General features: G+C 38.5%; 19 protein-coding genes and 1 tRNA gene. 7 read left to right on the plus strand and 13 right to left on the minus strand.

The annotated features are described in order from the left end of the window. Positions 1 to 169: 169 nt before the first annotated feature. The 4 genes from LW139_RS04700 to mutY form a co-directional block, all read right to left on the minus strand. Positions 170 to 245: transfer RNA gene (locus LW139_RS04700), tRNA-Phe, on the minus strand. A gap of 262 nt (positions 246 to 507) precedes the next feature. Next, positions 508 to 1578 carry a membrane-bound lytic murein transglycosylase MltC gene (gene mltC, locus LW139_RS04705; protein ID WP_247850698.1) on the minus strand — a complete coding sequence of 357 codons (1071 nt, stop codon included), beginning with the start codon at positions 1576 to 1578 and terminating at the stop codon, positions 508 to 510. Positions 1579 to 1641: 63 nt separating this feature from the next. After that, the gene (locus LW139_RS04710; protein WP_072071114.1) at positions 1642 to 1914 is read right to left on the minus strand and encodes an oxidative damage protection protein; all 273 of its coding nucleotides are present in this window, start codon (positions 1912 to 1914) and stop codon (positions 1642 to 1644) included. A 29-nt stretch (positions 1915 to 1943) separates the two neighbouring features. Further along, on the minus strand, positions 1944 to 2984 hold the full coding sequence (gene mutY / locus LW139_RS04715; protein WP_166541006.1) for an A/G-specific adenine glycosylase: 1041 nt from the start codon (positions 2982 to 2984) through the stop codon (positions 1944 to 1946). A gap of 217 nt (positions 2985 to 3201) precedes the next feature. Here mutY and trmB point away from each other — a divergent pair, with 217 nt between their 5' ends. The 5 genes from trmB (at position 3202) to LW139_RS04740 (ending at position 7133) form a co-directional block, all read left to right on the plus strand. Next, complete coding sequence (trmB, locus tag LW139_RS04720) at positions 3202 to 3921, plus strand: tRNA (guanosine(46)-N7)-methyltransferase TrmB (protein ID WP_166541005.1); 720 nt, start codon at positions 3202 to 3204, stop codon at positions 3919 to 3921. Beyond that, positions 3921 to 4247 (plus strand): YggL family protein, encoded by a 327-nt coding sequence (locus LW139_RS04725; RefSeq protein WP_006534836.1) that lies wholly within the window; start codon positions 3921 to 3923, stop codon positions 4245 to 4247. Before trmB ends, LW139_RS04725 begins: the two co-directional genes overlap by 1 nt. 74 nt (positions 4248 to 4321) lie before the next feature. Next, positions 4322 to 5248, plus strand: a complete 927-nt coding sequence (gene glsB / locus LW139_RS04730) for a glutaminase B (protein WP_166541004.1) — start codon at positions 4322 to 4324, stop codon at positions 5246 to 5248. Positions 5249 to 5270: 22 nt separating this feature from the next. Further along, positions 5271 to 6029: a DUF2884 family protein gene (locus LW139_RS04735; protein WP_227336526.1), complete on the plus strand. Its 759-nt coding sequence runs from the start codon at positions 5271 to 5273 to the stop codon at positions 6027 to 6029. Between the two features lie 153 nt (positions 6030 to 6182). Then, positions 6183 to 7133, plus strand: a complete 951-nt coding sequence (locus LW139_RS04740; RefSeq protein WP_247850699.1) for a siderophore ABC transporter substrate-binding protein — start codon at positions 6183 to 6185, stop codon at positions 7131 to 7133. A 98-nt stretch (positions 7134 to 7231) separates the two neighbouring features. On the opposite strand, the gene hemW is transcribed toward LW139_RS04740, so the two are convergent. From hemW to LW139_RS04765, 5 genes are read right to left on the minus strand one after another with little or no spacing between them, the layout of a single operon-like run. Further along, positions 7232 to 8362: a radical SAM family heme chaperone HemW gene (hemW, locus tag LW139_RS04745; RefSeq protein WP_247850700.1), complete on the minus strand. Its 1131-nt coding sequence runs from the start codon at positions 8360 to 8362 to the stop codon at positions 7232 to 7234. Continuing rightward, positions 8355 to 8948 carry an XTP/dITP diphosphatase gene (locus tag LW139_RS04750; protein WP_247850701.1) on the minus strand — a complete coding sequence of 198 codons (594 nt, stop codon included), beginning with the start codon at positions 8946 to 8948 and terminating at the stop codon, positions 8355 to 8357. The genes hemW and LW139_RS04750 overlap by 8 nt, the downstream gene beginning before the upstream one ends. An 11-nt stretch (positions 8949 to 8959) precedes the next feature. Then, entirely contained in the window at positions 8960 to 9517 is a 558-nt protein-coding gene (locus LW139_RS04755; RefSeq protein ID WP_023581020.1) for a YggT family protein, read from the minus strand. Positions 9518 to 9535: 18 nt separating this feature from the next. Then, the gene (gene proC / locus LW139_RS04760) at positions 9536 to 10354 is read right to left on the minus strand and encodes a pyrroline-5-carboxylate reductase (RefSeq protein ID WP_166541000.1); all 819 of its coding nucleotides are present in this window, start codon (positions 10352 to 10354) and stop codon (positions 9536 to 9538) included. A gap of 14 nt (positions 10355 to 10368) precedes the next feature. Beyond that, positions 10369 to 11067, minus strand: a complete 699-nt coding sequence (locus LW139_RS04765; RefSeq protein ID WP_166540999.1) for a YggS family pyridoxal phosphate-dependent enzyme — start codon at positions 11065 to 11067, stop codon at positions 10369 to 10371. A 21-nt stretch (positions 11068 to 11088) separates the two neighbouring features. On the opposite strand from LW139_RS04765, the gene LW139_RS04770 reads away from it, so the two are divergent. Further along, positions 11089 to 12093, plus strand: a complete 1005-nt coding sequence (locus tag LW139_RS04770) for a type IV pilus twitching motility protein PilT (protein WP_109409435.1) — start codon at positions 11089 to 11091, stop codon at positions 12091 to 12093. 52 nt (positions 12094 to 12145) lie between these two features. Here LW139_RS04770 and ruvX read toward each other — a convergent pair whose 3' ends face one another. The 4 genes from ruvX to rsmE all read right to left on the minus strand — a co-directional run bounded on the left by ruvX (position 12146) and on the right by rsmE (position 14965). Next, positions 12146 to 12565, minus strand: coding sequence for a Holliday junction resolvase RuvX (gene ruvX, locus LW139_RS04775; RefSeq protein WP_109409436.1), 420 nt, complete (start codon positions 12563 to 12565; stop codon positions 12146 to 12148). Next, complete coding sequence (locus LW139_RS04780; RefSeq protein WP_109409437.1) at positions 12565 to 13128, minus strand: YqgE/AlgH family protein; 564 nt, start codon at positions 13126 to 13128, stop codon at positions 12565 to 12567. The genes ruvX and LW139_RS04780 overlap by 1 nt, the downstream gene beginning before the upstream one ends. Before the next feature lie 138 nt (positions 13129 to 13266). Continuing rightward, positions 13267 to 14223 (minus strand): glutathione synthase, encoded by a 957-nt coding sequence (gene gshB, locus LW139_RS04785; protein WP_072071100.1) that lies wholly within the window; start codon positions 14221 to 14223, stop codon positions 13267 to 13269. A gap of 10 nt (positions 14224 to 14233) precedes the next feature. Next, positions 14234 to 14965, minus strand: a complete 732-nt coding sequence (gene rsmE / locus LW139_RS04790) for a 16S rRNA (uracil(1498)-N(3))-methyltransferase (protein ID WP_247850702.1) — start codon at positions 14963 to 14965, stop codon at positions 14234 to 14236. 249 nt (positions 14966 to 15214) lie between these two features. Here rsmE and LW139_RS04795 point away from each other — a divergent pair, with 249 nt between their 5' ends. After that, positions 15215 to 15847, plus strand: coding sequence for a prepilin peptidase (locus tag LW139_RS04795; protein ID WP_227336531.1), 633 nt, complete (start codon positions 15215 to 15217; stop codon positions 15845 to 15847). Positions 15848 to 15941 lie beyond the last annotated feature (94 nt).

Here is a 15941-nt window from a genome sequence, read left to right on the forward strand (position 1 = left end):
TGACAGTGATTAGGAAAGAAAGTAAAAGTTACAAATAAAAAAAAACAGCCTTGGTATGAACAAGACTGTTTAATTTAAGAGTTCCAACATAAAGTGACAATGTCAAATTATATTTTCAACTCTTGATTGCCCTCTCAGTTAGTTAACTAACTGACGAACAAATGAAAGATGGTGCCCGAACTCGGAATCGAACCAAGGACACGGGGATTTTCAATCCCCTGCTCTACCGACTGAGCTATTCGGGCAACGGGGCGTATTAAACCCGATATCGCTTTGCTCGTCAACGTTATTTATCACAAAACTGTTTGATTGCTGTTTTTTTAAACTTATTGGTTAATAAAACACTATTTATCGCGAAAAAAGAGCAAAAACGAAGTTAAGCATAGTTTGTCGTAGCTAGAATTATGGTAACAAAAAATACAATAAGACGGTTTATTGGATCGTAATAACAAACAAAGCTTACCCAAATTGATTGAGTAAGCTTTGTTTCTTTTGACTTAATAATAATTAACGATAGTTGCGTTGAGCTGTACTGACTTTTTCAAGATAACGACGAGATTGGTCGGCAGGGTGCTTATTACGTAACGTGGTATACACTTGCGTAGGCTCTAAGTTGTTAATCATGGCCGCTGCTTGTTTCTTATCACTATGGAATATGCGTAAGACGCTGCCAGCACCCCCATTGTAAGCCTGTATAACGGCATAACGGCGCGAAATAGGATCTTTAATATCACCAAGGTAGCTGTTTTGCAGTATTGAAATATAAGCAGCACCTGCATCGATATTATTAGCAGGATCAAACAAGTAACTACGGCTTGGTTGTCCTGATTTACCTTGCATGCGGAATACATCTCTTCCTGCCGTTGCTGGCATAATTTGCATTAAACCTAATGCGTCTGAACTACTGACAGCATAAGGGTTAAAACTTGATTCAATTTGCATAATAGCTAGGATAAGCGATGGCTCAACACCATATTTAGCTGCTGCTTGTTGGACTAATGGTAAATATTTATGTGCACGTTTATCAAGGTGATTAGGGACTAAATTAATGGTGACATACCAAATTGTATTTATACCAGATTGGCGTTTTTGTAATTTATTGGCAATCAGATAATCAGCAAACTTATTGGCTCGCCATTCCCAGCGTATAGGCTGCCCTGTATTATCAAGAACCTGCCCGGATAAAAAAGGTTCTGTACTGTGAGGGATGTTATTGACATCAGAATAGAGGTCGATAGAGCCTGGATCTTCCCCCATTAATAATGTAGTGACAATCGCCTTATGTAATTGGAATTGAGGAGCGTCACCACCTAATGTTTCTATCGTGATGGTACCCGCTTCAAAGTTAATATGGCTACGGGTTTTATAAGCGTCAGTATATTTTACGTAGTCTTTAGGACCGGCTATTAAAACTTCCTTCATCCCCCAAATCATTTCGATATTATTGGCAAATTGCCCCATAAGAATATCGAACGCATTGGTGTTCTTTGCGTAATCGGGTTCAAATGTTTTAGGGGGTTGGCTACTACATGAAATGAGTAGTGGGGCGATAATTAGCAAGAGAAGGATTTTTTTCATGGTCAATTGCATCGCTATGGTGAATAAAATACCAGAGCCTTAAAGGCTCTGGAAAAGTGAATATTATTTTTCAGGTGGGGTGTAGCCGTCAATATGAACATCATGACCTTCAAATAAAAACCGTACCATTTCTTGTTCTAATAGTTTGCGATCTTCTGGGTTCATGGTGTTGAGTTTTTTCTCATTGATCAACATCGTCTGTTTTGTCATCCACTGAGTCCATGCTTCTTTTGAGATCTCATTGAAAATGCGCTTTCCAATTTCTCCTGGGTACAACTGAAAATCAAGTCCATCAGCTTCTTTGTTTAGGAAAGTACAAAAAATAGTTCTGCTCATAATACGTCCTCAATATCGCAGGGATTAGCTTAGGCTAATTGTCTAAGTAAATTCTCTACAGGCGCCGCTAACCCAACGGTTGCAGGTGTCTGTAAGTTATACCAAAGTCCTTTTTGCTCCTCCATCATAGAGGTAAACGCTGAGAGTTTTACGCAAATTGGCACAATATCTAAATGAAAGTGACTAAAAGTATGTCGAAATGAAATCAGTTGTTCTGATTCATTATTCTCAAGTCCATGCTCAGTTAGCCACAGTTCTAAAAGCGCTTTTGTCTCAAACTGAGGAAAGGCAAATAACCCCCCCCATATTCCTGCTGGTGGTCTTTTATCCAACCAAACAAGATTATCATATTGTAAAATAAGAAAATAAGTTGTTTTTTCTGGGATGACTTTTTTCGGTTTTTTCCCAGGATAATCCGCCCAATTGTTTTGAGCATAAGCGATACAGCCAGTATTTAGTGGACATAGTTCACATTTAGGTTTGCTTCTAGTACAAACCATTGCACCTAAATCCATCATTGCCTGATTAAAATACTCGACACCTACAGTTGGGGTGACGTTTTCGCTGATCTCCCACAACTTATTTTCAACTTCTTTTTTACCTGGCCAGCCTTCAACGGCATAACAACGAGCTAAAACACGTTTCACATTACCATCAAGGATTGGGTAAGGTTTTTTCAGTGATAACGATAAAATAGCACCAGCGGTTGAACGTCCAACACCCGGTAAAGCACAAACGTCCTCAAAGGTATCAGGAAAGTACCCTTGATGTTTATCTACAATGTGTTGTGCTGCTTTATGCAAGTTTCTGGCTCTTGCGTAATAACCAAGGCCCGTCCATAAATGAAGTACTTCATCTAATGGTGCTTTAGCTAACGCTGCGACATCAGGAAAACGTGAAATAAAACGCTCAAAATAAGGAATAACCGTTGCAACTTGGGTTTGTTGCAACATTACCTCAGATAACCAAACGTGATAAGGCGTTTTTTCTTGCTGCCAAGGGAGCGTTTTACGCCCATATTTATGATACCAATTGAGTACGACTTGCGAAAATTGCAGTGCTTCCATCATGTTTTATTTTATTAACTCATGTTCTGATTAAGGTAAGATTGCACCACAGTGAGAATAAACTGTAAACACTCTTAATATTTATCTTATAGAGTGATGCTTCTATAAGTGACTCTTGCTAAACTTAGGGATCTTTGGATAATGTCGGTTAAGTTTATACCATAGCGACATTATAACGATTTTAAGTAAATAATTGGCCTAACGACTGACAGTATTAGACATGATCAAGAATGTAATTTCTCCGGAATTCAATGAAGAAGGGCGTGCTTTACGGCGCGTTCGTAGTTTTGTTCGTAGACAAGGCCGTTTAACTCCTCGTCAAGAGCAAGCATTAGAAATACAGTGGCCTATTTTTGGCATTGAATATCAATCGGAACCCATCGACTTCAGTCAGGTTTTTGGACGCGAAGCACCTGTTATTTTGGAAATAGGCTTCGGCATGGGCGCATCGCTCGTGACTATGGCAAAAGATACGCCAGAAAATAATTATTTCGGTATTGAAGTGCATGCACCTGGTGTGGGTGCCTGTCTTGCAAGTGCTGAAGAAGAACAATTAACTAATTTGCGAGTCATGTGCCATGATGCGATTGAAGTACTCAATCACATGATCCCAGATAATAGTTTAAAAATGGTTCAGTTATTCTTTCCTGATCCATGGCACAAAGCGCGCCATAATAAGCGCCGTATTGTTCAAGTGCCTTTTGCAGAATTAATTTTAAAAAAATTAACGTTAGACGGTGTTTTTCATATGGCGACAGATTGGGAACCATATGCAGAACATATGCTTGAAGTGATGACAAGTGTTGAAGGCTATCAGAATTTGTCAGATACTCAGGATTATGTACCACGACCAGAAACACGCCCAGTGACTAAGTTTGAGAAACGTGGTCATCGTTTAGGGCATGGTGTATGGGATCTTATGTTTAAGAGGGTAAAATAATGGCTAAACAACGTAGTCGCCGTTTACGCAAAAAAATGCGTATCGATGAATTTCAGGAATTAGGTTTTTCAGTTAAATGGACTTTCCCAGAAAATACCCCAATTGAGGAAGTGGATCGCTTTGTTGATGAACTGATCCTCAAAGTTATTGAGCCAAATGGGCTGGCATTTGATGCAAGTGGTTACCTGAGCTGGGAAGGCTTAATCTGCTTACAACAAATTGGTAAATGTACAGAAGAGCATCGCCAATTAGTCGAAAACTTCCTAAAAGAGAATAAAATGCAAGATGTACAGACCTCTGAACTATTTGACGTTTGGTGGGACTGATAGAAAGTTATACATTTAGCAAATAATTACAAGGGCATCCAAAAGGATGCCCTTGTCTGTCTGGGGAAGGGACTGTGACTACAACGTTATCTAACGCATTACTGTCAGATATTTTGCAACAAATTCGCCCATTAATCGGGCAAGGAAAAGTCGCGGATTATATCCCCGCGTTAGCCCAAGTATTGCCAGAACAGCTTGCTATGGCTGTTTATACGGTGGATGGTGAACTCTATCAATCCGGTATGGCAGACAAGCGCTTTTCTATTCAATCCATTTCTAAAGTGCTTAGTTTGACACTTGCTTTAACTCGTTATGAAGAAGATGAAATTTGGCAACGAGTAGGAAAAGAGCCTTCAGGTCTGCCTTTTAATTCCTTAATACAATTAGAGATGGAAAAAGGGATACCTCGGAATCCTTTTATTAATGCGGGCGCTATTGTTATCACTGATATGTTGCAGTCTCGATTAAGTGCACCAAAGCAAAGAATGTTAGAAGTTATTCGCTTTTTAACTGATGCTCCTGATATTTGTTATAACTCAGTGGTTGCAAAATCAGAGATGGAACATCTTAGTCGAAATGCATCAATTGCTTATCTGATGAAATCTTTTGATAATTTTGAGAATGATGTTATCACGGTGCTGGAGACTTATTTTCACTATTGTTCAATAGAAATGAGTTGTACTGAATTAGTTCGATGTTTTAGTTATTTAGCTAATCAGGGCGTAAGTGTTGGGAATAAAAATCAGATTATTACGCCAAGACAAACCCGACAAATAAATGCGTTAATGTTAACTTGTGGTATGTATGATGGTGCCGGTGAATTTGCATTTCGTATTGGGATCCCAGGAAAATCAGGTGTTGGAGGTGGCATTATTGCTGTTGTTCCTGATGCTTTTACCATTGCAGTTTGGTCACCAGAGCTGGATAAATCAGGTAACTCATTAGCAGGTTGTGCAGCACTTGAATTATTAGCAAACAAAGTAGGGCGCTCGATTTTTTAGCCATGTTTTCAGGAGAGTTGTTATGAATTTAAGAAATGTTGCTGTAGCACTGTTTTTTGTTGCAGGCTCTGCCAATGCATCCCCCAGTTTTGATTGTGCTGTAATGCCAAAAGATGATTTACGCATAACCTCTGAATTTGTTGAAGTTGCTGGTTCACAGGGTTTAATGGTCATTTATCCCAATGGCACATTACTCCAAAATGAAAAAAGCGCCACATTGACGCCACAACAACAAGAGTTAGCAAGAAAGTATCAAGCCACAGTTAGGCGAGACGTACCTTGGCTAAGAACTGAAACAGGGATAAAACTGCAAGATTCTCGCAAAGTGCTCGATAAAGTGGTCATTGAAGCTTTTGGTAAAGAAAGCAATATCCTCAATAGATTAAGTAGATTAGAGAAAGATCTCAATCAACAAATGGATAGAGTGGTTAGCATAGAACCAAATAACATCACTTTTCATGCTCAAGCGATTAAAGAAGTTGAAGCCAAAGGCCGTGAAATCGTAGAGAGTAGCCTTGGTGGTATGCTGCAAGACAGTATTAATGAATTAGGGAAAAAACAGTTATTAGCGGCTGCTGGTGGCGACAGTAAAAAAGCCTTAGGTGGATTATTAGGAAGCTTAGATGGTTTCCAAAAAATCATAGATCAGGAGTGGAAACAGCAAGAAGCTGCATTTACTCAATTTGGTCAGCAAGCTTGTAGCAAAATAACTCAAATGGAAAATCAACATATCGAACTTATTAATTCGTTAAAAAATAATTCATCAAACATTAATAAATAATAGCATTATATCCCTTGTAGTTAATAAGCTTTATAAATTGTGAGCTCACAACAATTGAAAATAATAATGAAAATCATTCCTATTCAATTGACTTGTGAGATGAGCTGTTTACAATGCCCTGTTTGAGTATTCCACTTAAACAGGGCAAAGTTAATGAAGAAGATCCTTCCTTTAGTTATCGCATCTATCCTTTCTGTAACGAGTTTCTCTGCGTTAAGCAAAACGCCAACTGAATATCAACCTAACCAAGTTATTAGTCAGCAGAATGACAAGATGGTGATTAAACATCTGTTGGGTGAAACAACCGTCTCTAAGGATCCATCAAAAGTGGTTCTTTTTGATTTTGGTCTCTATGATTCTTTAGTTCAGTTAGGTTTAGCCGATAAAGTGGTTGGGTTACCGTTAGGTAATGCTCCTGCTTATATTAAAGGTAGTATTGCAAGTAACGTTGCTAATGTCGGTGGCATGAAAGCGCCTGATTTAGAAAAACTAGCTGAAATTAAACCTGATTTAATCATTATTACGGGGCGCCAAGGCGCATCTTATGAAGCCTTAGCGAAAATTGCACCTACTGTTAATTTAGGGACTAATAGCACTAATTATCTCAACTCAGTTGAGTCTAATATCAAATTATTAGGTGAGCTATTTGATAAACAGCAAGCGACTCAAGAACAAATTGCTAAATTAAATGCCGTTATTGAGCAAGCTCAGAAAAAAGCCACTGGATCTGATAAAAAAGTATTAGTGTTGATGCATAACGCCGGCAATTTGATGCCTAATAGTCAAAGTGTTGTTTATGATGTTGTTAAGGCAAAAAGGGCCGAATTACCACCTGTTGCAGAGGAAGATAAAGGTAAACGTCGCGTAGTTACATCAGAAATGATCGCAAAAGCTAATCCAGATGTTATTTTTATTGTGGATCGTAGCGAAGCGATTGGCGCGGGCAAATTAGAACAAACTGCATTTGAAGATGACGCTATAAAAACAACTTCAGCCTATAAAAATGGCGGTATTGTTTATCTGCAGGCTGATCTTTGGTATCTCTCTGGTGGTGGTTTAGATAGCTTAACTAAACAAATTGAAGCAGTAGAGAATGCGCTTTAATTGATTAATCTTTAAGGTTTGTTATTAAAGAGAAATGCCCAACTGAGAATAACAGTATGGGCATTTTTTTAAGCTAGCTATTTGTGAAATCAGCAATATTAAAGAAATAGTTCAAGCAATGAGTTGAGGAACAGTTTGCCATGAGGTGTAATTTGCCAGTGAGTGTCTGTTTCACTGATATAACCTAAAGCCAAAGCTTCGTCTATTTGATGGCGAATAACTTCTTCAGAAAGCCCCGTATAATCGCTGAAATCTTGTCTTGGAAATGCTTCTAATAGACGAAAACGGTTCATAAAAAATTCAAATGGACGATCATCATTATCAACAAAATGTTGCTGGTCGAGATAACGGCCTTCCATAAAACCTTTAGGGTGCTTGGTTTTTACTGTTCGCATGATGCGACCATCTTCAAAGCTTATTTTCCCATGAGCACCACAACCAATACCTAAATAATCGCCAAAACGCCAATAGTTTAAGTTGTGCTCGCATTGAAAGCCCGGTTTGCAATATGCTGATGTTTCATATTGTTGATAGCCTGCGGCTGTCAATAATTTATCGCCTTCTGAGAAAATATCCCACAACATATCGTCGTCAGGTAATTTAGGCGGACGGGAACCAAATTGTGTATTGGGTTCAATGGTTAATTGATACCAAGACAAATGTGGTGGGGATAATTCTATTGCTTGCTGTAAATCCGAAAGCGCTTGAGATAATGATTGGTCTGGTAATCCATGCATTAAATCTAAATTAAAGCTACGTAAGCCTAATTCTTTGGCTAAACGAGCTGCATTTTTAGCTTCATCTGCATCATGAATGCGCCCTAAGCGAATAAGTTTATCATTACCAAAACTTTGCACGCCAATAGAAATACGATTTACGCCAGCACGTTGGAATCCGGCAAAGCGCTCAGCTTCTACGGTTCCCGGATTCGCTTCCATGGTAATTTCTGCATTCGGGCTAACAGCTAGGCGTTCTTTAACGCCATAAAGCAAATCAGCCATTGATTCAGCACTTAATAAACTCGGTGTTCCACCACCAATAAATATCGTTTGAACTTCACGAGAACCAATATGAATAAGATCAGCATCTAAATCATTGAGTAAATGTTGCACATATTCTTGATGCGGTACTTCACCTTTTAGTGTGTGTGAATTGAAATCACAATAAGGGCATTTTTGTACGCACCAAGGAATATGAATGTATAGACTTAATGGGGGCAACTTAAGCATTCTTAAGGGCATCCAACATTAATTTAAGTGCTTTACCACGATGCGAATGCTGATTTTTTTGCTCTTTAGTTAATTGCGCTGCAGTGCAATTTAACTCTGGAACAAAGAAAATAGGATCATAGCCAAATCCACCTTCACCGTGCATTTCTTTACTTAATACACCATGCCAAATACCGTGGAAAATCAGAGGAGTTGGATCGTTCTCATGGCGCATATAAACTAATACACAATTAAATTGTGCTTGGCGTTTTTCAGTAGGTATTTCTTTCATTGCATCAAGCAATTTATCCAGATTTTGCTGATCGTTTGCATCCACACCCGCATAGCGCGCTGAGTAAATCCCTGGAGCACCTCCCAAAGCATCAACCGAAATACCTGAGTCATCGGCAATTGCAGGTAAACCAGTCACTTTTGCTGCATGACGCGCTTTAATCAGTGCATTTTCAACAAAAGTTAGGCCCGTTTCTTCAACAGAATCAACACCAAGCTCTGTTTGAGCAACAATATCTAAACCAAAATCAGAAAGCAAAGAGGCTAGCTCTTTGACCTTTCCCGGATTTCCTGTTGCGAGAACTACTTTTTGCATGAGTGTTATCCTTAGTAAAGCGTTACGCTAAGTAGCCATTGTAAAACATCTACACGCAGATAATTCAGGGCGTAAAGCACAAGAATAACAATCATTGCAGAGAAATCTAAACCACCCATTGCCGGAATGACACGACGAATAGGAGCCATTAAAGGTTCTGTTAATTGAAATAAAAGATGATCAATTGGATTGCGACCTTGGCTTACCCAACTAAGGATTGCGCGGATAATGATCAACCAGAAAATCATCTTACCTGCCGCTGTGAGCAGTTCAATAAAGGCAAATGGGAACATTAAAGAGAAAGGAATAGATGTTCCTGATAAGTAAGATGGAATAATAATACCAAGCAGAATTAATATATAGGCTAATAAGACTGAAGCGGTATCAATAGGGCCAATAGAAGGGATAACACTTCTTAATGGGCGAACAATTGGCTGTGTGATCTTGACGATAAATTGTGAGAAAGGATTATAAAAATCAGCTCTGACACATTGCATCCAGACACGTAGTAGAAGTACGGATGTGTAGAGTTGAAGAAGAGTCAGAATGACGAAATTTAAAAAATTCATTAGTTGGCCCTGATGAAATTAAAATAGTTTTTCCATTTCTTGCGCGCGTTTAATCGCAGCTTGCATGGCAGAAGCGACGTTTTCAGGTAATTTACCTTCATAAAACTGCATAAGTGCAGCCGCTGTCGTTCCACCTTTTGATGTTACCTGCTCGCGTAAAGTTGAGAAAGGTAGCATATGTTGTTTTTCAGCTAAGGCTGTAGAACCACTTGCTGCTTGTTGCACTATGGCTCTTGCTACATCAGGTGAAAAACCTAAACGTTCAGCTTCTTGTTGCATTGATTCCATAAACAAGAAGAAATAAGCAGGTGCACTACCAGCAACGGCGATAATATCATTGATGGCAGATTCTTGCTCTACCCAAACGGTTGTTCCGACACTTTTCATTAATTCATCGGCAAACTGTTTATCTTGAGATGAAAGTGAATTGTGCGCAAACATACCACTTAAGCCTTTACCTACCAGTGCAGGAGTATTTGGCATAATACGAACGAGTTGTAATTGAGTTGCGAAATAGTCGTTATATCGTGTAGCAGGAATGCCTGCTGCGATAGTGAGGACTAACTTTTTACTCATATCAATATTTTGTAAGGGCTTACAAACTTCTTCCATCATTTGAGGTTTTACAGCCAGTATAATGACATCCGCTTTTTTCACTGCGTTAATATTGTCATTAGTGCTATGAATACCAAACTCTTTCTCTAAAGGTTCTCTGCGAATGGCGGAAGGTGAGCTGACGGTGATTTTATTTGCTGGATATCCACCTTGAATCAATCCTGCAATGATAGCTTGAGCCATATTTCCAGCGCCAATAAATGCGATGTTACGATGTTCCATATAAACCTCTATTTTTACTTAGTCGCGTAATCTCTTGCGCCAAAAATTGCTGTACCAATACGAACGAGTGTTGAGCCACAAGCAATAGCCGCTTCCATATCACTCGTCATTCCCATAGATAATGTATCTATGTTGGGATATTGAGATTGTAATTGTTTAAATGCGAGATGCATTTTCTCTAACACTTCAACTTGTTTGTCATAATTGCTTTCAGGTGCAGGGATCGCCATTAATCCGCGTAATTTAATGCCTGAAAGAATAGAAATTTGTGCTGCTAGCCCATCAAGTTCAGTCAGATTAATACCTGACTTACTGTTTTCATCGCTAATATTGATTTGAATAAGGACATTTAATGGTGGCAATGAGTCAGGACGTTGGTCACTTAATCTTTGAGCGATTTTTAATCTATCAATGGTATGGCACCAATCAAAATTTTCAGCAACAAGGCGCGTTTTATTTGACTGTAGAGGACCGATAAAGTGCCAAATTAAAGCGTGGTTATCAGCAAAATAATGGATTTTATCAACACCTTCTTGGACATAGTTTTCACCAAATTCAGTTTGTCCACACGCGATTGCTTTTTCGATATCGCTCGCAGGTTTTGTTTTACTTACTGCAAGTAGTGTTATTTCTTCTGAAGAACGGCCGCATTTCTGCGCTGCTGTGTCAATGTGAGACCTGACATTGACGAGATTCTGTTTAATAGTATTCATGGCAACTCAGGAGATAATAAGATGAAAATGGAAAATTTAATTGCGTATAGTGTAAAGCATAACGCCTCTGATCTGCATCTTTGTTGTGGCGATGTACCACGATTACGGATCAATGGAATACTTTATCAACAAAATCAATGTAAACCTATCACATCCGATAGTCTACTTGCGTGGTTCAGGCCTTTTTTGAATGATACCCAAAAGCAAACTTTTGAGAATGAAGGGCAGATTGATGCAGCACTTACGTTGCCTTGTGGGCAACGGCTTCGTATTAATTTGTTTCGCCAACAAAAAGGTGTTTCAGCAGTATTAAGAATAATTGAAACACAAATCCCTTCTTTAGATAAACTTCGAGTACCCAAGTCGGTTTCAACATTATTAGATAACTATTCTCATGGGCTTATTTTAGTTACTGGGGCTACAGGCAGTGGCAAATCATCGACATTAGCCGCGATGATCAATCATTTAAATCAATATCAACGTCAGCATATTTTGACATTAGAAGATCCAATCGAATTTATACATAGCAATAAACAAAGTGTTGTTCAGCAACGAGAGGTTGGGCGCGATGTGCAAAATAGCGCAAGTGCAATAAAGGGGGCTTTACGTCAAGATCCAGACGTTATTATGCTAGGGGAATTAAGAGATGCACAAAGCATTAAGTTAGCATTAACCGCAGCCGAAACAGGGCATTTAGTTCTAGCTACTTTGCATACTCAAGGTGCAACACAAACACTTGAGCGTGTTACTAACGTATTTGCAGGTAATGAGCGTCAATGGATTTCATCACAATTAGCATGCAGTTTGAGGGCGATAATTTCACAAGAGTTGGTACCTTCAACTGACGGTGGGCGGGTGGCATTATTTGAAATAATGCAGGTTACGCAGGGCATTTCGCATCTTATTAGAGAAGGGAAATATCACCAAGTAACAACATTGATGCAAACGGGTAGTGAATATGGCATGCAAACCTTCATGTTAAGTCGCCAACAACGTCAACATGAAGGATTAATTCAACGAGATTAATTGATTAAGAGCGAGATTAATAAGAATAGTCGTTTTACATGACTGGTATTTGTTAGCATTGCTGTTCAAACCAGCTTTCAAGAATAATAACGGCAGATGTTGCATCCACACTGCCTTTATCTAATGAACGATAACCACCACGCTCAAAAAGGTGAGCACGAGCCTCAACGGTACTAAGGCGTTCATCATGTAAGGCAATTTGTACACCAAATCGACCATGGAGGCGATTTGCAAACTTTTTAGCTTGTGTTGTGACTAATTGTTCCGTGCCATCCATATTAAGAGGTAAACCCACAATGACTAAATCAGGTTGCCATTCTTTTATGATTTTTTCGATCTGAGACCAATCAGGAATGCCGTCTTTGGCTTTAAATGAAGCTAAAGGTCTAGCAGTTCCTGTGACTTCTTGACCAATAGCTGCACCAATACTTTTAGTGCCAAAATCAAAGCCCATTACAGTTCTGTTTGACATTATGCGTGACCCGCTATAGGTGAAATAGTATGGATATTAATCCCAATTAATTCAGCAGCTTTATGCCAACGTTCAGCAATGGGGGTATCAAAAATAATTTGAGGCGATGCTTCAACTGTAAGCCAACTATTTTCTAAAATCTCTTTTTCTAATTGGCCTTGTTCCCAACTGGAATAACCTAAAGAGACCAATGTTTTTTCTGGTTGTCTTGCTGTGCCTAAGGTTTCTAATACATCTTTAGATGTTGTGATCATGGTGCTATCACTGATTTTTATGCTAGAGCTAAAACCTGACATCGGAGTATGTAAGATAAAACCATGCTCTTCTGCAACTGGGCCTCCTGACATCACAGGTTTTTGTAAGCTAATCGCTTCATCTCTGTCTGTTGAAAAAATTTCCAGTTGATCTAATACGCCTTCCACTGAGATATCTTCGATAGGTTTATTAATAATTAAGCCCATCGCACCGTTTTCATTATGTTCGCAAACATAGACGACCGAACGCTCAAATAACGGATCGCTCAATGAAGGCATAGCAATAAGAAAATGGTTAAGTAAATTCATAATAGTAATACTGTTCCCTGATCATTTTTAGTAAAAAACCTAGCCCTTTTATACATTGTATTTCTTAATGTACACCACTTATTTATATGTAGGGGCTAGGTTCAGACTTTTAAACCCTTTAGCGAGAGTGATTAAAAGTTAGTTTTTCTTGTTTAGGCGTACTTCAATTGCATCCATTAGCATGCCTGTTACAGACACATCAGGATACGCTGCTTCAATTTCACGCGCACAAGTTGGGCTTGTGACGTTAATTTCAGTCAAGCGATCGCCAATAACATCTAAGCCTACAAAAATAAGGCCTTTTTGCTTGAGGATAGGTGCGACTTGACGTGCAATTGCCCAATCACTTTCTGTTAATGGACGAGCTTCACCGCGACCACCAGCCGCTAAATTGCCACGAGTTTCCCCTTTTGCAGGAATACGTGCTAAGCAATAAGGTACAGGTTCGCCGTCTACAACAAGAATGCGCTTATCACCATCAACAATTTCAGGTAAGAAGTTTTGCGCCATACAGAAACGATGACCATGGTCTGTGAGTGTTTCGATAATAACACCTACGTTAGGATCGTCTTTTTTCAAGCGGAAAATAGATGCGCCACCCATACCGTCTAATGGTTTGAAGATCACATCGCCATGTTTTTCATGAAAGGCACGTAAATGTTTAGCTTCACGGGTAACTAAGGTATCTGGTGTTAAAGTTGGGAACCATGCTGTAAAGAGTTTTTCGTTACAGTCACGCAAGCTTTGTGGCTTATTAACAATGAGTGTTCCCATATCTTCTGCGCGCTCTAAAATATAGGTTGCGTAGATGAACTCGGTATCAAAAGGCGGATCTTTACGCATTAAAATAGTATCAAGTTCACCTAAAGCAATATCCTGCTCTTGACCAAATTCAAACCATTTTTCTGGGTTTTCTTCTACGCTGAGTAAACGAGTATGAGCGCGTGCTTCACCTTGGTGTAGGTAAAGATCGTTCATTTCCATATAATGAATTTCCCAACCACGGCGCTGTGCTTCTAATAGCATGGCAAAGCTGGTGTCTTTTTTGATTTTGATGGATGAAATTGGATCCATCACAATACCTAATTTAATCATTACTTCTCCTTTATCCCAGATCGCCGAACCGAACCTGCAAAGCGGTGATTGCGGTGAGCGCTGTTGTTTCAGTTCTTAATACACGAGGACCTAATAAAATATCAGTAAAATGGTGCTCTGTTGTCATGGCAATTTCTTCGGGGGAAAGCCCACCTTCAGGGCCAATCAATAAGCGCACTTTTTTAACAGGTAAGGGTAAGGTATTAATACTTTGGTTTGCTCTAGGGTGTAAATTGAGTTTTAAACTATCATCATTTTGAGCACACCATTCTTCTAATGACATCACTGGCATCAATTGTGGAAGCGTATTTCTACCACACTGTTCACATGCCGAGATAATAATTTTTTGCCATTGTTGATGTTTTTTCTCTAAACGGCTTGGATCTAGTTTAACACCGCAGCGTTCTGAGATCAGTGGTGTAATTGTATTTACACCTAGCTCTACTGATTTTTGAATAGTAAACTCCATTTTCTCACCTCTAGACAATACTTGCCCTAAATGGAGATCGAGAGGGGATTCTTTATCATCAACAATGCCTTCATTTACTTGCACTGTGACTGATTTTTTTGTGCTTTCAATGATTTCAGCATCAAACACTTGGTTTGAACCATCAAACAATGCCAGTTTTTGTCCTGTAGACATTCTTAATACACGCCCAACATGATTAGATGCTTCGTCATCTAATGTTGTTTGTGTGCCTGTTGTGAGTGGTTCTGGATGATAAATGCGAGGAATACGCATAACGTGAAACCCTTACGTAAAAGATGGTTAACCGTGATAAATAAAATATGTGATATGCATCATACGCATGACATTATGGCATGCAAGTTATCACTTTACTTTTGTCGTTATTATAGCGTGAATTTTCTTGCGAGTTTTGTCTCAAAATTTCATGTTTTTAGGGTGATTATAAAAGAAATTCTCGGTGTTCGATTTATTCTCTTATACAGTTAGCTAATAGGAGTTTTGAAAAACAAAGGATTGATATTTATGAGCTTTATTGGTTTTCTCTTTAAACGTGATTTCTTGCTCTCTTTTCTTAGTTGTTTTTTCATGGCAATTAAAATTTGTACATTTTATTCATTATTATCTTTGTTACCTAAATCTCGGCGTTATCAGCTTATTTTTAGTTATTTTGTTATTTTTCTTTATTGGGTGACTGCAATTAATTCATTATCTTTATTGATAATATTTTCAATGTTAACTTTTTATTTATTAACGCTTTCTGTTTTTGATGCTGACTATTTCTTGCTGCCTAATGATTTAACTTTTTGGTTGTTATTTTTAGGATTATCAATAAATTACACTACATATGGACTGGCTCTTTTTCATCATGCTTTTTATGGTTTTTTAATGGGAACAGGGCTTTTTTATGGTGTTTATTTATGGGGATATTTTATTTATCAAAAATGTGTATTGGGTTTTGGTGATGTGAAATTGTTTGGTGCAATCGGCGCATGGTGTGGGTTTGAAAAATTACCTTATATTCTTTTAGGTGCTTCTTTGTTAGGGCTTTGTGTGTATTGCATAGTATTAATAACCACAAAAGAATATTTAAACAAAGTCGCATTTGGCTCTTGTTTATCTTTTTCGACACTAATGGTGCTTAGTTTCTATTTTTAGTTTATTGATAATTTTATATTTACAATATTTAAAATGGGTAATGTCTTGAATAATAAAGAAGGTAGTGTGCGGAAATACATAAGTAAATCAGCAC

The organism is Proteus vulgaris, from assembly GCF_023100685.1.
GTDB lineage: Bacteria > Pseudomonadota > Gammaproteobacteria > Enterobacterales > Enterobacteriaceae > Proteus.